The sequence below is a fragment of the Variovorax sp. WS11 genome, assembly GCF_010499245.1.
Classification (GTDB): domain Bacteria; phylum Pseudomonadota; class Gammaproteobacteria; order Burkholderiales; family Burkholderiaceae_C; genus Variovorax.
On the sequence record NZ_JAAGOW010000003.1, the window covers coordinates 443,380 to 462,976 of the forward strand.

At 69.5% G+C, this 19,597-nt stretch carries 17 protein-coding genes; 9 read left to right on the top strand and 8 right to left on the bottom strand.

What is annotated here, in order from left to right; genetic code table 11:
* The first annotated feature begins 107 nt into the window (after positions 1-107).
* On the top strand, positions 108-617 hold the full coding sequence (locus GXN78_RS27765; protein WP_106554659.1) for a cupin domain-containing protein: 510 nt from the start codon (positions 108-110) through the stop codon (positions 615-617).
* Between the two features lie 132 nt (positions 618-749).
* Here GXN78_RS27765 and GXN78_RS27770 read toward each other — a convergent pair whose 3' ends face one another.
* The 6 genes from GXN78_RS27770 to GXN78_RS27795 are packed head-to-tail and all read right to left on the bottom strand — an operon-like array spanning position 750 to position 9,667.
* Positions 750-1,979, bottom strand: coding sequence for a hypothetical protein (locus GXN78_RS27770; RefSeq protein WP_204162283.1), 1,230 nt, complete (start codon positions 1,977-1,979; stop codon positions 750-752).
* On the bottom strand, positions 1,976-3,460 hold the full coding sequence (locus GXN78_RS27775; protein WP_106554658.1) for a peroxidase: 1,485 nt from the start codon (positions 3,458-3,460) through the stop codon (positions 1,976-1,978). Before GXN78_RS27775 ends, GXN78_RS27770 begins: the two co-directional genes overlap by 4 nt.
* Complete coding sequence (locus tag GXN78_RS27780; protein WP_106554657.1) at positions 3,457-4,755, bottom strand: hypothetical protein; 1,299 nt, start codon at positions 4,753-4,755, stop codon at positions 3,457-3,459. The genes GXN78_RS27775 and GXN78_RS27780 overlap by 4 nt, the downstream gene beginning before the upstream one ends.
* 22 nt (positions 4,756-4,777) lie before the next feature.
* The gene (locus GXN78_RS27785) at positions 4,778-5,209 is read right to left on the bottom strand and encodes a hypothetical protein (RefSeq protein ID WP_106554656.1); all 432 of its coding nucleotides are present in this window, start codon (positions 5,207-5,209) and stop codon (positions 4,778-4,780) included.
* 59 nt (positions 5,210-5,268) lie between these two features.
* On the bottom strand, positions 5,269-7,134 hold the full coding sequence (locus tag GXN78_RS27790; protein ID WP_106554655.1) for a GMC oxidoreductase: 1,866 nt from the start codon (positions 7,132-7,134) through the stop codon (positions 5,269-5,271).
* Positions 7,135-7,138: 4 nt separating this feature from the next.
* On the bottom strand, positions 7,139-9,667 hold the full coding sequence (locus tag GXN78_RS27795) for a hypothetical protein (RefSeq protein WP_106554768.1): 2,529 nt from the start codon (positions 9,665-9,667) through the stop codon (positions 7,139-7,141).
* 218 nt (positions 9,668-9,885) lie between these two features.
* On the opposite strand from GXN78_RS27795, the gene GXN78_RS27800 reads away from it, so the two are divergent.
* Together GXN78_RS27800 and GXN78_RS27805 are read left to right on the top strand one after the other, a co-directional pair.
* Positions 9,886-10,263, top strand: coding sequence for an FHA domain-containing protein (locus GXN78_RS27800; RefSeq protein ID WP_106554654.1), 378 nt, complete (start codon positions 9,886-9,888; stop codon positions 10,261-10,263).
* A 277-nt stretch (positions 10,264-10,540) separates the two neighbouring features.
* Complete coding sequence (locus GXN78_RS27805; protein ID WP_106554652.1) at positions 10,541-10,951, top strand: GreA/GreB family elongation factor; 411 nt, start codon at positions 10,541-10,543, stop codon at positions 10,949-10,951.
* A 30-nt stretch (positions 10,952-10,981) separates the two neighbouring features.
* Here GXN78_RS27805 and GXN78_RS27810 read toward each other — a convergent pair whose 3' ends face one another.
* Complete coding sequence (locus GXN78_RS27810; RefSeq protein WP_106554651.1) at positions 10,982-11,815, bottom strand: c-type cytochrome; 834 nt, start codon at positions 11,813-11,815, stop codon at positions 10,982-10,984.
* Between the two features lie 78 nt (positions 11,816-11,893).
* Between GXN78_RS27810 and GXN78_RS27815 the strand changes: the two genes are divergently transcribed.
* From GXN78_RS27815 to GXN78_RS27830, 4 genes are all read left to right on the top strand, one after another.
* On the top strand, positions 11,894-12,295 hold the full coding sequence (locus GXN78_RS27815) for a c-type cytochrome (protein ID WP_106554767.1): 402 nt from the start codon (positions 11,894-11,896) through the stop codon (positions 12,293-12,295).
* Positions 12,296-12,353: 58 nt separating this feature from the next.
* Positions 12,354-13,289, top strand: a complete 936-nt coding sequence (locus GXN78_RS27820) for a c-type cytochrome (protein ID WP_106554650.1) — start codon at positions 12,354-12,356, stop codon at positions 13,287-13,289.
* Entirely contained in the window at positions 13,286-15,805 is a 2,520-nt protein-coding gene (gene ctaD / locus GXN78_RS27825) for a cytochrome c oxidase subunit I (protein ID WP_106554649.1), read from the top strand. The genes GXN78_RS27820 and ctaD overlap by 4 nt, the downstream gene beginning before the upstream one ends.
* A 110-nt stretch (positions 15,806-15,915) precedes the next feature.
* Entirely contained in the window at positions 15,916-16,314 is a 399-nt protein-coding gene (locus tag GXN78_RS27830; RefSeq protein ID WP_106554648.1) for a hypothetical protein, read from the top strand.
* A 60-nt stretch (positions 16,315-16,374) separates the two neighbouring features.
* Here GXN78_RS27830 and GXN78_RS27835 read toward each other — a convergent pair whose 3' ends face one another.
* Complete coding sequence (locus tag GXN78_RS27835) at positions 16,375-17,292, bottom strand: hypothetical protein (protein WP_106554647.1); 918 nt, start codon at positions 17,290-17,292, stop codon at positions 16,375-16,377.
* A gap of 491 nt (positions 17,293-17,783) precedes the next feature.
* Between GXN78_RS27835 and GXN78_RS42025 the strand changes: the two genes are divergently transcribed.
* A complete protein-coding gene (locus GXN78_RS42025; RefSeq protein WP_106554646.1) occupies positions 17,784-18,992 on the top strand; it encodes a calcium-binding protein in 1,209 nt (402 codons plus the stop codon).
* Positions 18,989-19,552: a calcium-binding protein gene (locus GXN78_RS27845; protein WP_181360486.1), complete on the top strand. Its 564-nt coding sequence runs from the start codon at positions 18,989-18,991 to the stop codon at positions 19,550-19,552. Before GXN78_RS42025 ends, GXN78_RS27845 begins: the two co-directional genes overlap by 4 nt.
* Positions 19,553-19,597: the final 45 nt, after the last annotated feature.

Below are 19,597 nucleotides of genomic sequence, written 5' to 3' on the forward strand. Positions count from 1 at the left end.
GAACTCCGGCGGACCGCAGCGTGAAGCCCGGCCGCCACAGTGCACTCCGGAGCCGCCGACCGGCGATCCGTCCCTCGTCAACAACCTTCGCTTCCAGGAGAGTCACCATGCATATCGCCAATCCCCCGCGCCGCCTGCCGTGGCGCCCCGCCGTGCTCGCGGCGCTTGCCGCCGGCGCACTCGGCGCCCTCGCGCCGGCCGTCCATGCCGGCGAATGCCCGGCCGACAAGGTCGTCGCCGACGGGCACGGCCAGAAGGCCGGTCCCATGAGCCCCAAAGATGTGACGGACGTGGTGCGCTACAGCACCGACCTGTCGAAGGAGCCGCTGGCGCTCCAGGGCCGCCTGTTCCGCCTGCGCCAGCTCGAGATGAAGCCCGGCGGCATCGTGCCCTGGCACAGCCACAACGAGCGCCCGGCGATGATCTACATCGTCTCCGGCGAGGTGGTGGAGTACGCCAGCAGCTGCGCCGTGCCCATCGTGCACCGCGCCGGCGACGTGGCGCCGGAGAAGAACGGCACCTCGCACTGGTGGAAGAACACCGGCAGCACGACCGCCGTGCTGATTTCGGTGGACCTGTTCCCCACCGGCAAGCAGATGGACCCGCACGAGATGTGACATGACGAGCACGTCATCTTCATTCGCATCTGCGGGCTGCTGCCGGCGGCCTGTTCCGGGCCGGCACCGGCTGCGACGCAGTCGCCGGCGCAAGCTGGGGCGGCGGCTGCCTAGGGCCTGATCGAGCCCGCACTACTCGATGACCTCGTCCCCGGTCGGCTCGTAGTGCGGCACTGCATTCATGTCGTGCCGCAGCTTCGACAGCTCCCAGTACATCCGTCGCCGCGCCCGGCTCTGGTTGCCCAGCGGCCGGTGCTCGGGCGTGGTGTGCCAGGGGTTGTACGAGAGCTTCTTCGCGAATTCCATCTGCGCCGGCGAATCGAAGGTCTGCTTCGGGATGCGCAGCGTGGCAACGCTGACGCGCGGCGACAGCTTCTCGGGCCACAGCACGCCCGCGTTCTCGATCGGCATCAAGTGCGGGTCGGTCTGCATCTGCAGGCGGATGTCGAGCTCCACCTCTTCCTGGTTCAAGGTCGCGACCATGGCCTGGCGCAGGTAGTCGTCGGGCGGGCGCAGCGGCAAGCGCGGGATGGGGGTGCGCCTGGTGGACTTCGGCCACACCGAGTACTGCATCGCCTGCCCCTCGCCCAGCAGGTACGGCACGCAGCTGAAGTACGGCGCCTCGAACGGGCTGGACTGGGTCTTGATGAAGAGCGACTGCATCACCAGGTCCAGCACATGCGACTCGCGCAGGTTGACGAAGTAGAAGATCTGCGCGTTCTTCACGCTCTCGATCTGCAGCGCCGCGTTGGCCTTGACGTCGGGCGTGACGAAGGTGGGCGTGGAGACGCCGAACATGTCCAGCGTGTGCTGCTCTTCCTCCATCAGCTTCGGGCCTGGCACGCCCATGAGCTTGATGCTGATGCTCATGAAGCCCACGTCCTCGATGTCCGGCGTGATGTAGGGGCCGGGGCCGGAAAAGCGCACCCAGGCGTTGTAGCGCTGGGCCTTCGCGTAGATGCCCCGCTTCATGTGCGCGGGGATGTCGTCGTGCACGATGAACTCGGCGCGCACGATGCCCTGGGTCTTGGTGTTGCCGCCGCGCTCGAAGCCGCCGGGCTTCCAGAGGTCGCGCATCTGCTGGGTGAAGCTGCGGACGATGGAGTCGACGAATTCTTCCTCGCCGGGCAGCAGTTTCTCTTGCGCGATGGCCAGGCCTTCGTTGGGGCGGCGGCTGTTGATCAGCGCGGTGGTCAGGCGCGCCAGCGGGTCGCGCAGCAGCGCGTCGAAGGCCGGCCGCACGAAAGGATCGAACCTGCGCTCCAGCCGCAGCAGGGCCATGCCGGAGTCGCTGACGAAGTTCTTCAGCGCCGAGCCGGTGTTGGCGCGAGGCGCAGGGCGGCTCACGTTCGAGTGGGTCATGAAGCTTGGACTTTCGACAGGTAGCGCAGCGCGCTGATGCCCGGCAGGAAGAAGTACGCCCCGCCCTGCACGGTCACGAACTGCGGCAGGCCCGAGATGCGGCGATCCGGGCCCGTGCCCAGGGGCATCGAGAAGCCGTCGGTGAGGCTGCCGTCCGGCTCGGCCAGGCGATGGCCCAGCAGCGGATCGGCCTCGCCGGAGAGGCCGTCGAAGCGCGTGCCCATCAGCCACGCGTTCTGCACGAACTCGAACTGGCGCCCGATGTTCGCGGCCAGGCAGATGAAGTGCAGACCGGTCTCTTCACCCGGCGCGCCGCCGTACTCTCGACCGCGGCGCAGCAGGCGATGGAAGCGGGTCGAGGCGACCAGGTCGGGACGCAGAGGGTCCGCGCCGAAGCCCAGCCGCCGCCACAGGCGCGAGAGCGGATTCGCCCAGCCCGCCGGCAAGTCGGCATTGCGCGGGTTGGCGCGGCGGACGTGCGCGCCCACGGGACAGCGCAGGCCATCGGGATCGCTGCGATAGGTGAAGCCGTTGCGCCGCCGTTCGTCCTCCTCGATGCCGTCGATGCGCTCGCGCCCGGGGCCCACCAGCGCCTCGCCGCCTTCCATCTTGCGTCCGACCATGGCCTCGGCCAGGCGCCGGCGCAGCATCGGGTCGCCGCCGGCCTGGCGGTCGATGAACTGCCAGAAGCCGCCCACATCCTGGCGCAACTGGCGCATCACCAGGTAGCTGCCGTTGCGCCCCAGGTCGGCCATGCCGGGGGCTTCCTCGGCACGGGGCAGCAGCGCGCCGGGATCGCGTTGCGGCTCCAGCAAGGGCCTGTCGGTGTAGGCACCGTACTCGTTGGGATAGCCCAGCAGGTACTCGCCGAGGCAGGAACGGTTGGTGAAATCGAACTGCTCCTCGTCGTGCGCGGCGCGCCGGCGCTCCCAGTCGACGCGCGGCTGCGAGATGCCGTCGATGAAGCCGAAGGGCTCGGTCTCGCGCAGGTTGGCGGTGAACAGGGCATCCGTTTCCTCGAAGCCGGCTGCGCACTGGGCGCGCACGGTCGCAAGCCACGCGTCGAGCTCGCCCGGCACCGCGTAGACCATCGCCAGCACATGCGGCACGTCGTGCGGCGCGCCGCCCCACTTCCATCCGGCAGGGTCGTTCGCGCCGAGATCGCCCAGCCGCCGTGCCCGGCTCGCGTCGCTGGTCATGCCGGCCAGGAACTCTGCCGAGAAGCCCTCGACGATGTCCCTCGCCACGCCCAGCTTGTTGAGGCCCGGGGCGCTGATGGCGATGTGCAGCGCCGTGCGCGGCGGCGGCCTGCGTTCGATCGCCGGCGTGACCGTTGCCGTGCCGAGCCAGGCGCGCGCGGCCGCGGCATCGCGAATGCGCAGCAGCAGGAAGCAGGCCTGCGTCAGCCGCTTGTAGCCGTAGCGCACCAGGCCCTGAATGTCCTCGAAGTCGACCGGCGATGGCGTGTCGTGCTGGCTCATAGCAGCCTCAGCCACGCGAGCGCTTCCGCATCGCTCATGCCCACGCGCTCGAAGCCTTCGCGGATGCGCCGGTTGTTCTCCATGTCGCTGAGCGTGAGGCCGGGGTAGGCCTTGTACCAGACCTGGGTCGGCAGCTGATGGCCGCGCTGGTAGTGCTTGAAGGGCAGCTCGCGGCGCGCGCCCTCCTTGATCAGCCACGCGGTGCGCGGCCAGCCGAAGCCGTTGCTGAAGACCAGGTTGAGGCCCCAGGCGACCTTGTTGATGAAGTCGTCCATGTAGGCCTCGTGGCTGCCGTCGTAGTTGCTGGCGAACAGCACGCGCAGCTTGTTGTCGAGGAAGACCCAGTGCGCGAAATGGATGGTGCGCACGCGCCCCAGGTGGCCCCGCCCGAAGACATGGCGGCAGGCCCAGGCGATGGCCAGCAGCAGCACCTGCACGAGACCGACCCGGAACCAGCCGGGCTTGACGGCGCCCAGCGCGGTGAAGCTGTTGCTCAGGTCGTGGTCTTCCAGCTCCTGCATCTCGCTCACGGCGGCGGCGCGGGGTCGCGGGCAGTACTCCGGGTCTGCGCGTTCGTGCCGCCGCAGCAGCACGAGGACGAAAGGGAGCGCCACGAGCAGCAGCGGCGACAGCAGCAGTGCCAGCATCGGCAAGCCGAAGGCATGCAGCGTGTTGCCCATCCACCACCCCAGCGGCGTCGGCGCGGGCGGCGTCAGCAGCAGCTCGCCGGCGGCCTGCCGGGTGCGCACGAAGTTCAGCAGATCGCGCCGCAGCAGCTGCGGATCGATGGCCGCATCGCGCACGCTGCGCGGCACGCGCGCCGACAGCGCCCGCTGCAGCGCACTTTCCTCGCGGATCTGCCGCACGGTGCGGCCGATGCGGTTGACGTAGGGCGCGGCCACGGGCCGGTCATGCTCGATCAGCCAGTCGAGCAGGTCGTCGCGCAGGTCGAAGCCGCGGCAGTGCGAGAAGATGCGGCGCAGGCCTTCGCCGGCGCGCTGCACCAGCTCGGCCAGCTGGGCCTCGGCGGCGCCGTCGCAGTCGCCCATGAAGAGCAGGTAGGTCGGCAGCTTGGGGCGCGGAAGCCCGAAGACCTCGAGGTCGGCCATGGTCGCGTCGCCCAGCACCGCGAAGCGCGCAAAGTGCAATCGCTCGAAGGCGCCGAAAGGCAGCACCGGGTTGACCGGATCGGCCACGCCCGGCGCCAGCGTCATGGCGGCCAGGAGCTTGCGCAGCCCTGCTTCGCGTCCCGGGGCGATGGCGGCGACCACCACGAAGTGCGATTGAGGAGTCACTGCATCCGGTCGTGTCGGCAGGCTAGAACTTGAGGCAGAAGTCGATGAGGCGTTCCTTGCCCCAGTACACCTTGCCCAGGTAGAAGGACGGCGAGATGAGCCGGATCTCGTCGCGGATCCAGTGGGCCACCACCGAGGTCTTGGAGTAGTCGAGCACGACGCACTCCTTCTGGTCCAGCCAGCTGTCGCCCTTGTAGACCTGGGCCACGATGGCCTGGATGCCGAAGGGGCTGACCTTGTTCTTCAGCACGCCGTGCTCGGGGTCGAAGACCTTGCCCTGCCAGCCGAAGAAGTTGACCATCTTCGCGATCGACTCGGTGTAGCGAGTGCCGGGCGCGATGATCGCAGTGCCCTCGGCCTCGCCGGAGGGAATGTCGCCCGCCGGACTGGCGGTGAAGAGCTCGTCGAGTTGCTGCTGGGTCATGTCGAGCAGCTGCTGTACGTCGTAGGCCATCGCCATCTCCTCGAGTGAAGACCCCGGGCGACTGAGTGTCCAGCCGGGGTCGGGGGCCGTCAATTTGCCGAAAGTGGTGTGCGCGCGGCCGTGCGCAGCACCGCATCCGCCGCTTTCTCCGCGGCCATGTAGACCGCGGAAGCGACGAAGAAACCCGGAATGCGCGGGAACACCGAGGCATCGACCACGCGCAGCCGCGGCACGCCATGCACCGCGAAAGTGCTGTCGAGCACCCCGCCTTGCGCCTGCGGGCCGATCGCGCACGAACACGAGGCGTGGTGGCCCCAGGCCGTGTCGCGCACATAGCCGGCCAGCGCCTCGTCGCTCTGCACGGCCGGGCCGGGCGCGAGCTCCTCGGCGATCCATCCCTTGGCCAGCAGCGGCGCCGTCATGCGGCGCACCTGGCGGATCGCCTCCACCACGGCGCGCAGGTCCTCGGCGCCGGGGTCGTCGGTCTCGTCGAAGTAGTGAAAGTCGATCAGCGGCATGTCGCGCGGATCGGCCGAGCGCAGGCGCACGGTGCCGGCGCGGTTGCGCGTGTGGGCTTTGAGCACGGCCCAGGTCAGCTGGTCGGGCTGCTCGCGCACCAGCTTCGAGAAGCCGGGGAAGTAGCCTTCGAAGCGCGCGAGCACCGCCATGCAGAAGAGATCGGGTTCCAGGCCCGGCTGCATCGCGAAGCGCGAGCGCTGCACCACGCCCAGGGCCGCGCCGTTGGAGGCATACATGCCCAGGCGCCCTTCCTGCCAGCGCCGCCACAGCGTGTCGTCGCGGTCGAAGCGTGCGCCTTCGAGCACCTCCCAGGGCCTGCGCATGCGGTGCGTGACGGCGACCTCGTAGCGGTCTTGCAGGTTGCGGCCGACGCCGGGCAGCGCGGCGCGCAGTGCGATGCCGTGCCGGCGCAGCTCTTCCTCCGGCCCGATGCCCGAGAGCATGAGCAGCTGCGGCGTGTTGAAGGTGCCGCCGCAGAGGATCACCTCGCGCCGCGCCCGCGCCTCGCACCGCAGGCCCTCGGCGCCGCTGGGCGCGGCATGGGCGCGATAGAGGTGCGCGCCCTTGCGGTACTCGACGCCGCAGGCCGCGCCGGCCTCGTCGAAAAGCACGCGCGCGGCCAGCGCATCGAGCTCGATGTGCAGCTTGCCGGGATGCTGCTTCGCCACCTCCAGCAGCCGCTCGCGGATGCCGGCGCGCCGGTGATCAGAGGTCGACAGCGGCGTGTAGCACAGGCCCTCGAAGCCGCCCGGCCAGAGACGCCGCGAGTTGGGATCGCCCAGCCCGCCGCGCACCCAGCGCAGCGTGCTGCGCAGCGGCGTGGGCAGGTTGCCGGCGAAGACGCCGGCGCTGTCGCGCAGCACGCGCACCAGCCCGTCGTCGCCCAGCACCGAGAGCGGGACCGCCTTCTCGGTGCGCAGCCAGCCGCCCCAGCCATGCCCCGTCGGATCGAGGCCCACATGGCGCAGCCAGCGCCACAGCGGCCGGTGTCCGCAGTTCTCGATGCGCCGCGCGTAGCCGCGCATGCGCGAGGCGCGCCAGGAACGGTCGCCGGTGAGCCGTGCGATGTGGTTCCAGTCGGAAGCGTGCGGCAGCATGAAGATCATCGCGTTGTGCGCGCTGCAGCCGCCCAGCGCCGCGGCGCGCGGGTAGAGCACGCCCTGCCCTGCCTCGTACTTCCAGTCGCGCGCCTGTTGCGTCTCGTCGGCATAGTGGCGCACGCGGAAGTTCCAGCTGATGGCCGGGTTCTCGCAGGCGAACGCATGGAAGGCGGGCACGTCGTAGTCATCCGGCAAACGCGGCGCCGAGGCCCGCGGGTCGCCGCCGGCCTCGATCAGGAAGACCCGCATGCCGGCTTCCGCCAGCCGAGCGGCCAGCGTGCCGCCGCCGGGGCCGGAGCCGACGATCACGTAGTCCCACTCGTCGGGTGAAGGCATCTCGCTAAAAGGTCTTGAGGAAGGCGATCAGCGCGCGCTTGTCCTCGTCGTTCAGTTCCGGCTCGCGGCCGAAGGCCTTCTCGTCGTCGCTCAAGGCATCCTGCCGGTTGAACTGCGCGGTGCCGAAGTAGTGGCCGCGGTTGACCACGAAGTCCGGGCACTTGCTGAGCGTCAGCATCGGCTGGCGCAGCTTCGCGAAGTGCTCGCGCAGCTGGTCGTCGGTGGCACCGGCGGGGGTGTTTTTCAGCGCGCTCCTGAGCTCGATCAGCAGCCCGCCCACGTCGCGCACATGGGTCGCCTTCTCGTGCAGCGTGTCGCCCTCGGCGCGCAGCTTGAGGTTGGCCAGGAGCGCCACCGGCGTTCCCTTGGGGATGGGGCCGAGCACGATGTCGCCGTCCTCCTCGAACAGCCAGGGCAGCCAGCGGTGCAGCGTGCCCTGCAGCGGCTGCAGGGCCTCGGGCACGAAGCCGGTGGGCACGGTCACGGTGCTGCGCTCGGTGGTGCGGTCGATCATGCCCTCGGCCTTCTCGCCCAGCACCGCGTCGCGCTCGCGCCGCTCGGGCCAGAGCATCTGCTCGATCGAAGCCTCGAAGCTGCGCAGGCGCGCATTGACGGAAGGGTCGATGTCGAAGGGGCCGACGGTGTTGTTGAGCAGCAGCGGCGCCGTCGACCAGACGCTGATCAACGAAGGCACGCGCGTGTAGCCGCGCCCGCCGGCCGGCATCGCATAGGGCCGCGGCTCGCCGCTGAAGGGATCGCGCAGGGTCACGGTGCCCACCGCGGGCAGTTGCTTATAGGTCTGCGAGGAGAAGTTGTCCCAGATGTTGCCGGCGAGCGCATTGGTTGCGAGCGGGCTGCAGACGTTGGTGCGCAGCAGCGTCACGGGAATGCGCGCATCAGTCGACAGGTAGTTGCCCTGCAGGAAGTCCGGCGTTTGCACGACCTTGCGCATCTCGGCCTTGTACTCGTCGGACTGGGTCCACTTCCAGTAGCGCTTGAAGCAGTCGAGGTAGCCGGCGCCGGCACACTTCGCGGCCGTGAGCTCCAAGGCGGGCGGTGGCGTCGGCCCCTTGCTGGAATGGCAGCGCGCGCAGGTGTCGGCAAAGGCGAGCTTGCCGCGGTCCAGCAGGGCCGCGCCGGCCTGCAGGTGCTCGGCGCCGCCGGGCGCGTCCGCGAGGCGGTCGGGCTTCGCCGCCTTGAGGAAGAAGAGTGCCGTGTCGGGTGTGCCCGCCTCGGTCGCCTGCCAGTAGCTGGAGTTCTTCTGCGCGGTCGCGATCGGGATCGGCGTGATGGTCTTGCCGCCCACCACCGGGTTGAAGTGCAGCAGCCATTCCTCGCTGAACAGACCGATGTTGAGGTAAACGCGGTTGAGCGCGCCCAGCAGGCCCACCGAATCGGCGCCGTCCTTCAGCACATGCGGCGTGTGCACGGCGTCGGGCTTGGTGAAGAAGTCCAGCAGCGGCCCGCTGGTCACGAAGTCGTTGAACTGCTTGTTGTGCAGCTCGCCGTCCGCGAGCTTCTCCTGCCCGATGCGCTTGGCCATCTCCAGCCGTCCGCCGAACTCGTACACCGCGTTCATGGTGCGCGGGTTGTTGATGCTGTCGGTGGAGACCAGCGAGGTGTCCATGCTGCCCGGCCGGTAGGTGTGGGCCAGCTGGAACATGTAGTTGGTGCGGCCCTCGGGCTTGTTGGCGTTGTGGATGAAGAGCCGGTCCACCCACATGTACTGTGCGCCCACCGAGGAACTGAGGTTCTCGAACTTCGGGCTGTTCGGGTCGGCCGGCGGCTTCACCGGGCTGGGGCCGATGTGGCAGAAGCCGCAGGACATGCCCACGCGGTACGGGCGCACGAGATCCTTGCGGTTGTAGTAGTTCGGGTCGGTGTAGTACTTCTCCGCGTCCCATTCCTTGGCGGCCTTGGCATCGAAGGCCGGGTTGGGAAAGAGCCTGAGGCCCGCGATGCCCGTGCCCCATCCGTAGAAGGAGCCTACCGGCTGCGTCGTGCCGTCGCCCAGCGACTGGCCGCGCGATCCGATCTTGACGCCCGGGTACTTGCTCTCGTTCTCGAAAGGGTCGGGGCCGCAGTCCTTGCTGCGCACGTCGAGCCAGAGACCGCGGCGGGACTTGTCGGGGCCGGTCGCGGCCTCGAAGCAGGGCTCGTTCACCAGGCCGAAATAGCTCCAGCGGTTGGCGCGCGAATAGCCCTGGATGGGATGGGTGCTCACCACCTTCAGCAGATCGAAGGCGCCGAAGGTGTAGTCGGTCATCTGCGTCCAGAAGCGGTCGTTGCCGCCGCTCCAGGCCAGCCACATGTTGCGGCCCCGGACCTCCTCCGGCGTGAGCGCGATGCCGCCGTCCATGTCGCGGAAGTAGTCCTCCGTGGCATGCGGGAAGGAGGCGGCGTCGCGGCCGGCCTGCCTGGCTTCGTCGAGCACCTCGCCGGGGCGCGGGCCTTTGCTGCAGGCCGCGACGCACAGGATGACTGCGAGCGGCAGCAGCAATCGCTTCGCCGCAAAGCAGCGTCTTGGGATCATGGCCATTCCTCCTGCGTCCGACAACGTCGGTGAACGGGCGATCACGAGGCGCAGTGTGGGTGCGGGGGGTGCGCCTTGCCTATCGGCCATGCGCGCTAACGCGAAGGTCGTAGTCGTGGCTATTCGCGCCATCGATACGCCCCATTCATCCAAAGCGTTTGGCACTCGAGGCGCGAGCCCCTACCCTCGCCCGACTTCCAATCCGCCCCAGCCTGCGCATGCCCAAACTCCTCCTGTTGACGAGCGCCAACGCCACCAAGCAGATCTCATTGCGCAAGCCCGAAACCCGGGTCGGGCGGGCCTTGACCAACGACATCGTCATCCGGCATGACCGGGTGAGCCGCTTCCACGCCCTGCTCACCATCGACGGCCCCTTCGTGACGATCAAGGACCTGGGCAGTAGCAACGGGGTCTTCGTCAACGACCTCAGGGTGGACACGCAGCATCTGGTCGACGGCGACAACATCTCCATCGGCGGCTGTCGGATGCGCTTCCTGGCCGGCGAACAGGACTACACGGAGATCGAGGCCCTGCGCCTGCTGACGATCCCGGGACTGCCGATCGCACTGCCGGCTCGCAGCACCTCGACGGCATGAGGCGATCGCGCCCGGCCTAGAATGTGCCGATGCGCTCCCCGGCCCTCGCCAGCACCCACCTCGACGCCAAGCCGCCCTGCGCGCGGCCGTGCGTCGCGCGCGTGCGGCCTGCGTCGGGCCGCGATGCCGGGCGGCCAGCCCGTGCCGGCCGCACTTTCCTCCGCCCGGCGATCCCCTCCCCTTTTCTCTGTAGCGCAAACCATCGATCGCCGGGCCCCGCCCCGCGCATTCGCGAGCGCCGCTTGCACAGCGCGCCCGCATTCGATTGGAGTGCTTCATGGCCACCACCACGCCCCTTCCCGGCGAGCGCATGCTCACCGAACTCGACCACGCCCGGCTGCTCAAGCTGCTCGACAAGACAGGGCCACATCCGGCGCTCGAGGCCCTGCTCGAATTCACCGACGTGATCCGCTCGCGCGAGGTCCCGGCCGACATCGTCACCATGTACTCGCAACTGACGCTGGTGGACGCACGCTCGGGCGAGCGCCGCAAGCTGACCCTGTGCTATCCGCAAGACGCCGAGCCCGCGGCCGGCTTCGTCTCGGTGCTCTCGCCCGTGGGCATCAGCCTGATCGGGCTGCGCCTCGGCGCCACGGCGAGCTGGACCTTGCCCAGCGGCAGCCAGGGCGTCGCCCGGGTGGAAGAGATCCTGTTCCAGCCCGAGGCCAGCGGCGACTACACGAGCTGAATGCGCCCGATGGCAGCGGCGGCCGCGAACTCAATCGAGCGTCGACAGATAAGCCGCGATGTCGCGCGCGTCCTGCTCGGTCAGGCCCATCTCCGGCATGGCGGTGCGCGGGTCGACCTCGTGCGTGCGGCGCAGCCAGTGCACCATGTTGTCGGGCGTGTTGGCGAGCCGGCCGCCGATCATTGCGCGGCGCGCGATGCCATCGAGCGGCGGGCCGACATGCGTCGAGGAGCCGGTGATGCCGGGAATGCTGTGGCAGGCATTGCAGGCGTACTGGTGCAGCGCCCGCGCGCCACGCCGCGCATCGCCCGGCGCGCCGGCTGCTGCCGCTTGGCTCGGGCCGCAGGTGGCCGAGGCCCGCGTCTGCTCCGCATACTGCCGTGCCGTCAGATCGGGCAAGCGCTCGAGAAAGGCGACCACCGCCCACAGGTCTTCCTCGGCCAGGCGGGACTCCCAGGCCGGCATGCCGCTCATCTTGATGCCGTGCTTCGTCACCCAGTAGAGCTCGCGCGCATTCCAGTGGTGGCGCGCGTCCACCAGCGGGCCGGGCAGCGGCTGCATGCTCTTGCCGATGTCGTCCTGCGCCACCCCAGGCGCGCCGTGACACTGCTGGCACTTGGCCCGGAAGCAGGCCGCGCCGCGCAGCACCAGCTGCTCGTCGTCGAGCCGCGGCACCTCGACGCCGCGCGCGCGCAGCCGCACCGACTGGCGCATCGCGGTCTCGAGCAGGGTGTGCACCGTCTGCGTGTGCTGGGAAGTCGCCGCCACGTTGTAGAGGCCGCCATACACGACTGCCGCCGCAACGGCCGCGGCGGCGAGGCCTAGCGCCGCCGACGTGAGCAGGACGGTCTTCAGGGTTCCCATGTACTGGCGGCATTGTCCGACGCACAACAGCGCCGCCCTGTCGGCGCAACGCGCATTCGCGACGCGAGAATGCCCGCCATGGCCCTCGCCTCGCTGGACCGCCCCGGCCCGCGGACCGCGCTGCTGCTGCAGCTGGTCCCGCTGGCGCTCGCGGCCGGCTGCATCGGCGACAGCCGGCTGCCCTACGCCGATGCGCCGCGCGCCCAGGTGCTGCGCGGACAGGCGCTGCTGGCCCAGTACCAGTGCGGCAGCTGCCACGCAATCCCCGAGGTGTCGGCGGCCCGCGGCACCGCCGGGCCTGCGCTCGCGGGCTTCGGCCGGCGCAGCTACATCGCGGGAGAGGTGCCGAATCGCCCCGACACGCTGGCGCGCTGGATCGCCCAGCCGACGGCGCTGGTGCCCGACACGCTCATGCCCGCCATGGGCGTCTCGGCCGACGAGGCGCGCGACATGGCCGCGTACCTGCTGGCGCTCGAATGAGCCGCACGGCCGCTCCGAAGGCGAATAGCATCGCAGCGCGTAGCGCGGAGGTCGCCCTATGAGCGGCGCCTACATGCAGTCGGCCTTGCAGGCGGCCGGCCCGGTGGCAGAGACGCTGCTGGGCGTGACCGGCGTCTTGGTTGCCGGCGCGGCGCTGATCTTCGCAGGCGTGATGGCACTGCTCGCGCTCGCCGTTCGCCGGCGCCGGGCGCGGGTGAATGCGCGCTGGTGGGTGCTCGGCGGCGGCCTCGCCTTTCCGGGCGCAGTGCTTGCCGCTCTCTTCGTCTACAGCGAATGGCACAAGCCGCCCTGGCGGGTAGCGCCGCCCAAGGACGCATTGATCGTTGCCGTGACCGGCCACATGTGGTGGTGGGAGCTGCGTTATCGCGATCCGGCCACGGGCCTGGAGGTCGCGGGCGCGAACGAGCTGCGCATCCCGGTCGGCCGGCCAATCTACTTCGCGCTCGCCAGTGCCGACGTCATCCACAGCTTCTGGGTGCCGGCGCTCGGCGGCAAGATGGACATGGTGCCGGGCCGCATGCAGCACCTGCAGCTGCAGGCCGACCGCCCCGGCACCTGGCGCGGCGCCTGCGCCGAGTACTGCGGCGACCAGCATGCCAGCATGGCGCTGCATGTGGTGGCCGAGCCGCCTGCCGCCTTCGATGCCTGGCTTGCCGCTCAGGCCACGCCCGCCGCGCCGCCGGCCACGGCTGCGCTCGAACGCGGGCGCGATGCCTTCCTGGCGCACCGCTGCAATGCCTGCCACACGGTGCGCGGCGTGAGCGAGGAGAGCCGCCTGGGCCCGGACCTCACGCATGTGGGCAGTCGCCTGTTCCTCGGCGCCGGCCTCATGCCCAACGATGCCGATGGCCTCGCGCGCTGGGTGGCGCACACACAGCAGCTCAAGCCCGGCGCGCGGATGCCCTCCTCGCACGAGCGCATCGACGAAGCCAGCCTGCAGGCCATCGCCGCCTGGCTGGCCCACCTGAAATGAGCGAACTGCCCTCCGCCCTGCCCCGGCCCGCGGGCGAGCGCGAGGCGCTGCAGCGCGCCTGGGCGGCACCCAAGGGCTGGCGTGCGCTCTCGGCCGTCAACAACACCCGCATCGGCGTGTACTACATCGCGACCGCGATGCTCTTCTTCGTGCTGGCCGGCGTTCTCGCGCTGCTCATGCGCGCGCAACTGGCCCTACCCGACAACACGCTGGTCGAGCCGCGCACCTACAACCAGCTCTTCACCATGCATGGCACGGTGATGATGTTCCTGTTCGCGGTGCCGATCGTGGAGGCGGTGGCGGTCTATTTGCTGCCCGGCATGCTGGGCGCTCGCGACCTGCCTTTTCCGTGGCTGTCGGCCTATGCCTTCTGGGCTTATGCGATCGGCGGGCTGGTCTTCTTCTGCACGCTGTTCTTCGGCCAGGCGCCCGACGGCGGCTGGTTCATGTACCCGCCGCTCACCGGCAAGGAGTTCTCGCCGGGGCGCGGTGCCGACTGGTGGCTGCTGGGCATCGGCTTCATCGAGATCTCGGCCATCGCGGGTGCGATCGAGCTGATCGTCGGCATCCTCTTCACACGCGCGCCTGGCATGACGCTGATGCGCATGCCGGTCTTCGCCTGGGCCATGCTGGTGACGGCGCTGATGATCGTCTTCGCCTTCCCGGCGGTGATCGCTGCCACCACGCTGCTCGAGCTGGAGCGCGCCTTCGACTGGCCCTTCTTCATCGCCGGGCGCGGCGGCGATCCGCTGCTGTGGCAGCACCTGTTCTGGTTCTTCGGGCATCCGGAGGTTTACATCATCTTCCTGCCGGCTGCGGGCATGGTCTCGATGATGATCCCCGCGCTCGCGGGCACCCCGCTGGTGGCCTACCGCGGCATCGTGGCGGCGCTCGCCGGCGTCGGGGTGCTGAGCTTCGCGCTGTGGATCCACCACATGTTCGCGGCGGGGCTGGGCGACGTGTCGATGATGATCACCTCGGCGGCCAGCTTCCTGGTCGCGCTCCCCAGCGGCGTGCAGGTGTTCGCGTGGATCGCGACGCTCTGGCGCGGCGAGGTGCGGCTCAACGCGCCGACGCTGTTCCTGCTGGGCTTTCATTTCATCTTCGTGCTGGGCGGGCTGACCGGCGTGATGGTGGCGGTGCTGCCCTTCGACTGGCAGGCGCACGACAGCTATTTCATCGTCGCCCATCTGCACTACGTGCTGATCGGCGGCATGGTGTTCCCGCTGTTCGCGGGCTTCTACTACTGGGCGCCCGTGTTCAACGGCCACCGGCTGTCGGAGCGCTGGGGCCGCTGGGTCTTCGGGCTGATGTTCGGCGGCTTCAATCTCGCCTTCTTTCCGATGCACATCGCGGGCCTGCTGGGCATGCCGCGTCGCATTCACAGCTACCCGGACGAGCTGGGCTGGAACGCGCTCAACCTTTTGTCGACGCTCGGCGCCTTCGTGCTGGCCGCGGGCGTGCTGCTGTTCATCGTCGATGCCGCACGTGTGCTGCGCCGGCCGCAGAAGGACCACGGCAACCCCTGGCAGGCCGGCACGCTCGAATGGCTGCCGCAGCGCGAATACGGCGTGCGCAGCATTCCCGAGCTCGCCTCGCGCGAGCCGCTGTGGGAGCAGCCGTCGCTGCCGCGGGAGGTCGAGGACGGGCGGCACTGGCTGCCCGGCACCGTCTTCGGCGGCCGCGAGACGCTCATCACCAGCATTGCCGGCGCACACCCTCTGCACCTGCTGCGGCTGCCCACCGATGGCTGGTGGCCGCTTCTGGCGGCTGCCGGCACGGCGGGCTTCTTCCTGCTCCTGACGGTGGAACTGGCGGTGCCCGCCTTCGCCTTCGGGCTGGTTGCGATCGGGGCGGTGCTGCGCTGGTTGTGGGCCTCCGACCAGCCGCCGCCGCGCCCGCGTGCCGAGGTCGCTCACGGCGTGCAACTGCCCGTGGGCAGCCGCAGCATCATCGACTCGCATTCGTGGTGGGCCATGCTCATCCTGGTTGCGGTGGACCTGACGGTGTTCGCGTCCTTCGCGTATGCGCATGTGCATGTCGCGATGGCGGCCGATACCTGCCCGCCGCCCGGTGCCGCGCTGCCGGCGCTGCGCTGGCCCTGGGCCTCGGCGGCGCTGCTCGCGGCCGGCTCGCTGCTGATGGCGACGGCACCGCGGCGCCTGCGCGGCGCCGATGTACGCGGCCAGCGGGGGCTGCGCGCGCAGGTGACGATTGCCATGCTGTGCGCGGCCGGCGCCTTCGGCATCGATCTCTTCGCGCAGGCGCAGGCCGGCTTGATTCCGCAGGCCCAGGCCTGGAGCGCCACCGTCGCCATGCTGCTCGCCTACCAGGGGTTGCATGTCGCCGTGCTGCTGCTGATGGGCGGCTACCTGCTGGCGCGCTCCTTCGCGGGCCGTCTGCAGCCGCAGGCACGCGCCACGCTCGACAACACGCTGCCGATGTGGCATTGCGCCAGCGTGCAGGGCGTGGCGGGGCTGCTGCTGGTGCAAGGGCTGCCGCGCCTGCTGGGCTGAAGCGCGATCGCCTTCGCGCCGGCCGACAAGCGGCGTCCGCCGCTGCCCACACGGCACCGCACGCTTCCGCGCACAGTGAGGCCATGCCATCGACCCGAAGGAGGAACCTCATGGCCAAGAGCAGCATCCTGGGCGGCGAGCACGCGCCGTCGCGCCCGCGCGGCACCGACGTGGACGCGCTCGGTCCCAGCGACAGCAGCGACAGCGGCAGCGACGTGCAGACCGATCGCAACCGCACCGCCATGCCCGACGAGAGCGCCGAGGGCGCGCTGCCCATCGCCCACGGCACGGACACCGATGCCGCCGGCACCGGCGAGCGCGCCTCGGCCGATCCGGCCGCGCCCGTGGAGGATGCCGATATCCTGCCCGATCGCATCGGCACCGTGCCCTTGGACGTCGGCGAGGTCACGGATGAAGTCGACGATCCCGCCGCCGCTTCGGCCGCCGAACTGGCGGGCGATGGGGACAGCCTCGACACCGAGGACGAGGACGAGGACAACGAGGATTGACCAGAGCGGCACCGCCCCGCTCGGACGCCCGGTGCCGTGCGGCGCGGCTCCTGAGCGGGCTCAGCTCTCGATGCCCGCCAGCAACTCCTGCGACTCGTCGTCGAAGCCCGCCACCGGTTGCGCCTTGGCCAGCGCCATCCAGACGCTGAAAGGCATCCGCGGCAGCGCGCGATGCACGGCCGCGCGCGCCACCACCAGCCGCTCGCCCTGCGCGACCAGCACGCCGCACTCGGCCGGGATCTCTTCCGGCTCGGCGATCGCCCGGCCCCTGGCATCGCAGCCCAGCACATACCAGCACTCGCCGCCGAGGTCGAGGTAGGCGGCGCGCTTGTCGGGCTTGCGCAGGTCGCCGAGCAGGTCGGCGCGGTTGACCTTCACCTCGTGGACGATGGGCTGCGCATAGGCCTCGACGCTCGTGTTGCGGATCGAAAACACATCGGGCCGCGCGATGCACCAGCGCGGCTTGTCGCCCTCGTTCGCGCCGGGCAGGCGCGCGCGCAGGCTCAGCCCGCGCCATGCGACGCGGCCGGCGCGCGTCATCGCGCGCGCCACCTGCTCGACCAGCGCCTCGTGCCGCGAGAGCGCGGCGCGGTTGACGACCAGGCTGCCCGCGATGTGCGCGATGCCGGCATCGCTCACGCGCAGCGTCTCGTGGCCCTGCGGCCAGCGCACGCGCTCCAGCAGGCCGGCCGCGAGCAGCTCGACCTCGATTGCGTCGCAGCAGGGCCAGCCGGCCGAGCGGTACACCTCGCGCAGGCGGCGCGCATGCAGCCGGCCCAGCGCGGCCAGAGCGCCGGGCGGCGGGTCGGCCACCGGCGACGGCGTGCCGGGCTCGGTCATGGGGGGATCGACTGCCGGCGGATCGCCCTCGGGCTGGGGTGAAGGCGCCGGCGGCGGTGAAGGCGGCACCGGAAGGTCGGGTGCCGGCGGCGGCGGGCCGATGGGGATGCCGGCGTGCTGCAAGGCGTATGCGTTCATCGCGCTAGGGTAGCGAAAAGTGCTTGGCTCGGCGATGCCGTGGGTGGGGTTGCGAAGGCCTCACCTCACGATTGCAGGGCGATTCCGGACACATTTGCCTTGGCGCAGTCAGTTGCCTGCGCACATGTATTTGCGGCGTTTGGCTGAAGGCTCCATGGGGCCGTCAATCACTGATTTGCATCGTCGGACACATTTGTGAATTGAAAAGGGCGGTGCCTAGGCGCCACGAGTCGCGGGGCGATGCGCGCCCACATCAAATCTGATCAATTCTGACGAAGAGCAGGTTTGCTCAAATTCGAGTTCGTAAGCCGTTAAAGTGCCGGCCTAGCTCGGCGGGGCCCGCAAGTTCTGGCGGACAGCACCTGCAGGGAAGACTTCAGAGCGGTCGTCACCAGAGAATCAGACATCAGCATGAATAGCAGAAATCAAACCGAGCAAAGAGACGATTCAGTGTCGATCGCAGCTCCCAACGACACTTCTGGGTCACCCTCGTGACCCGTGCCGGCTACGGCATTGCTCCGCCGGCGGCACAACTCACGCTCCTGCAGCAAAGCTACGACGCCTTGAAGGAGAGCATCTACAGCGCCCTCGTGCTGCAGACCCGGCTCAAGCCGTATCTGGATGCGATCGAGCTGACCATCGACGAGCAAGGCATCCGCTTCGACACCACCGCACTCGCCAGCCTGCTCGATCAACGCAAGGCGGCCGGCGAGCGCGAGGCAATCATCGATCTGGTGGAGCTCAACCGCTTTGCGCAGTCAACGCTGCAGGCGGTGGGTTTCGCGGGCCTCGACACGCTGCGTGGCTGGGTCGAGGCCCTGCCGGCAGGCTCGGCGCTTCGAACCGAGCTCGCTGCCTTGAACGTCTACGCCGGGGCAACGACCAGCGGCACGGCCAAGTCGGACCTCTACCTCGGAGATGCCAGCGGCAACAGCTTCAATGGCGGGGCGGGCGACGACGTTGCGAGCGCGGGTGCTGGCAACGACACGCTGAGTGGCGGGGACGGCAACGACAGCCTGTACGGCGGAACGGGCAACGACTGCCTGAACGGCGACAACGGCAACGACACCCTGGAAGGCGGTGCGGGCATCGACAGTCTCCTCGGAGGCGAGGGCAATGACATGTTGTACGGTGGCGTCGGCAACGACACGCTCGATGGTGGGGTGGGCAACGACACCTTGAGCGGCGATGCCGGCAACAACATTTACCTCTTCGGACGCGGCGACGGCCAGGACAACATCCGCAGCCACGACAGCACCGCAGGCAAGCTCAACGTGCTGCAGTTCAAGGAAGGCATCGCCCCCTCCGACATCATCGTCAAGCAGGCCTACGACGGCTACTGGGGCGGCGGCAATGGCCTGGAGCTGTCGATCGCCGGCACCACCGACAAGCTCTTCATCAACGGCTACTTCTACGGCGACACCACCGACAGCGCCTACAGCCCCGTGCAGCAGGTGAAGTTCGCCGACGGCACCACATGGAACTCGGCAGCGATCCTGGCGAAAGTGTTCGCAGGCACCGAAGGCAGCGACAGCCTCCGCGGCACGACGAGCAGCGATACCTCGTCGGAGGGCTGGGCAGCGGCACGCTCGATGGCGCGGCGGGCAACGATACGCTCAACGGCGGTGCGGGCAACGACACGCTCCAAGGTGGCGAGGGCAACGACAACCTCTTCGGGGACGACGGCAGCGACACCTTGAACGGCGGCAACGGCAGTGACCTCCTTGACGGAGGCGCAGGCAACGACGCACTCAACGGCGGTATCGGCAACGACACCTACGTCTTCGGCCCGGGCTCGGGACAGGACACCCTCTCCGACTACGACGCTACGCCCGGTAACAAGGACGCGGTGACCTTCGCCAGCGGCTTGCCCGCCGACCAGCTCTGGTTCCGCCAAGCCGGCAACAACCTCGAGGTCAGCATCATCGGCACCAACGACAAGCTCACCCTCAACAGCTGGTACGCGGGCAGCCAATACAGCGTCGAGGAATTCAGGACCAGCGATGGCCATGTGCTGATCGATACCCAGGTGCAGAACCTGGTGCAGGCCATGGCCAGCTTCGCGCCCCGCCGCCCGGCCAGACGACACTGGCTCCGACCTACCAGGACAGCCTGGCGCCGCTGCTCGCCGCCAACTGGAAATAGCCACCAAGCGGCGTCCGGCGGAGCGCTCCCCTCCCCTTCGAGGGAGGGCGCTTCTTCCTTCGCGCGCGCGCTTCCTTCTTCGCCTGGCGCTGCGCATCCAGCGGCTGCCCGGTAGCCAGCCACTGTTTGCCCCGCAAATACGCATTGCGATCCGAGCGGC

Bases quoted from the DNA above. Each gene is read 5' to 3' on its own strand.
- GXN78_RS27765 (WP_106554659.1), top strand. From the start codon at position 108: ATGCATATCGCCAATCCCCCGCGCCGCCTGCCGTGGCGCCCCGCCGTG.
- GXN78_RS27770 (WP_204162283.1), bottom strand. From the start codon at position 1,979: ATGACCCACTCGAACGTGAGCCGCCCTGCGCCTCGCGCCAACACCGGC.
- GXN78_RS27775 (WP_106554658.1), bottom strand. From the start codon at position 3,460: ATGAGCCAGCACGACACGCCATCGCCGGTCGACTTCGAGGACATTCAG.
- GXN78_RS27785 (WP_106554656.1), bottom strand. From the start codon at position 5,209: ATGGCCTACGACGTACAGCAGCTGCTCGACATGACCCAGCAGCAACTC.
- GXN78_RS27790 (WP_106554655.1), bottom strand. From the start codon at position 7,134: ATGCCTTCACCCGACGAGTGGGACTACGTGATCGTCGGCTCCGGCCCC.
- GXN78_RS27795 (WP_106554768.1), bottom strand. From the start codon at position 9,667: ATGATCCCAAGACGCTGCTTTGCGGCGAAGCGATTGCTGCTGCCGCTC.
- GXN78_RS27800 (WP_106554654.1), top strand. From the start codon at position 9,886: ATGCCCAAACTCCTCCTGTTGACGAGCGCCAACGCCACCAAGCAGATC.
- GXN78_RS27805 (WP_106554652.1), top strand. From the start codon at position 10,541: ATGGCCACCACCACGCCCCTTCCCGGCGAGCGCATGCTCACCGAACTC.
- GXN78_RS27810 (WP_106554651.1), bottom strand. From the start codon at position 11,815: ATGGGAACCCTGAAGACCGTCCTGCTCACGTCGGCGGCGCTAGGCCTC.
- GXN78_RS27815 (WP_106554767.1), top strand. From the start codon at position 11,894: ATGGCCCTCGCCTCGCTGGACCGCCCCGGCCCGCGGACCGCGCTGCTG.
- GXN78_RS27820 (WP_106554650.1), top strand. From the start codon at position 12,354: ATGAGCGGCGCCTACATGCAGTCGGCCTTGCAGGCGGCCGGCCCGGTG.
- ctaD (WP_106554649.1), top strand. From the start codon at position 13,286: ATGAGCGAACTGCCCTCCGCCCTGCCCCGGCCCGCGGGCGAGCGCGAG.
- GXN78_RS27830 (WP_106554648.1), top strand. From the start codon at position 15,916: ATGGCCAAGAGCAGCATCCTGGGCGGCGAGCACGCGCCGTCGCGCCCG.
- GXN78_RS27835 (WP_106554647.1), bottom strand. From the start codon at position 17,292: ATGAACGCATACGCCTTGCAGCACGCCGGCATCCCCATCGGCCCGCCG.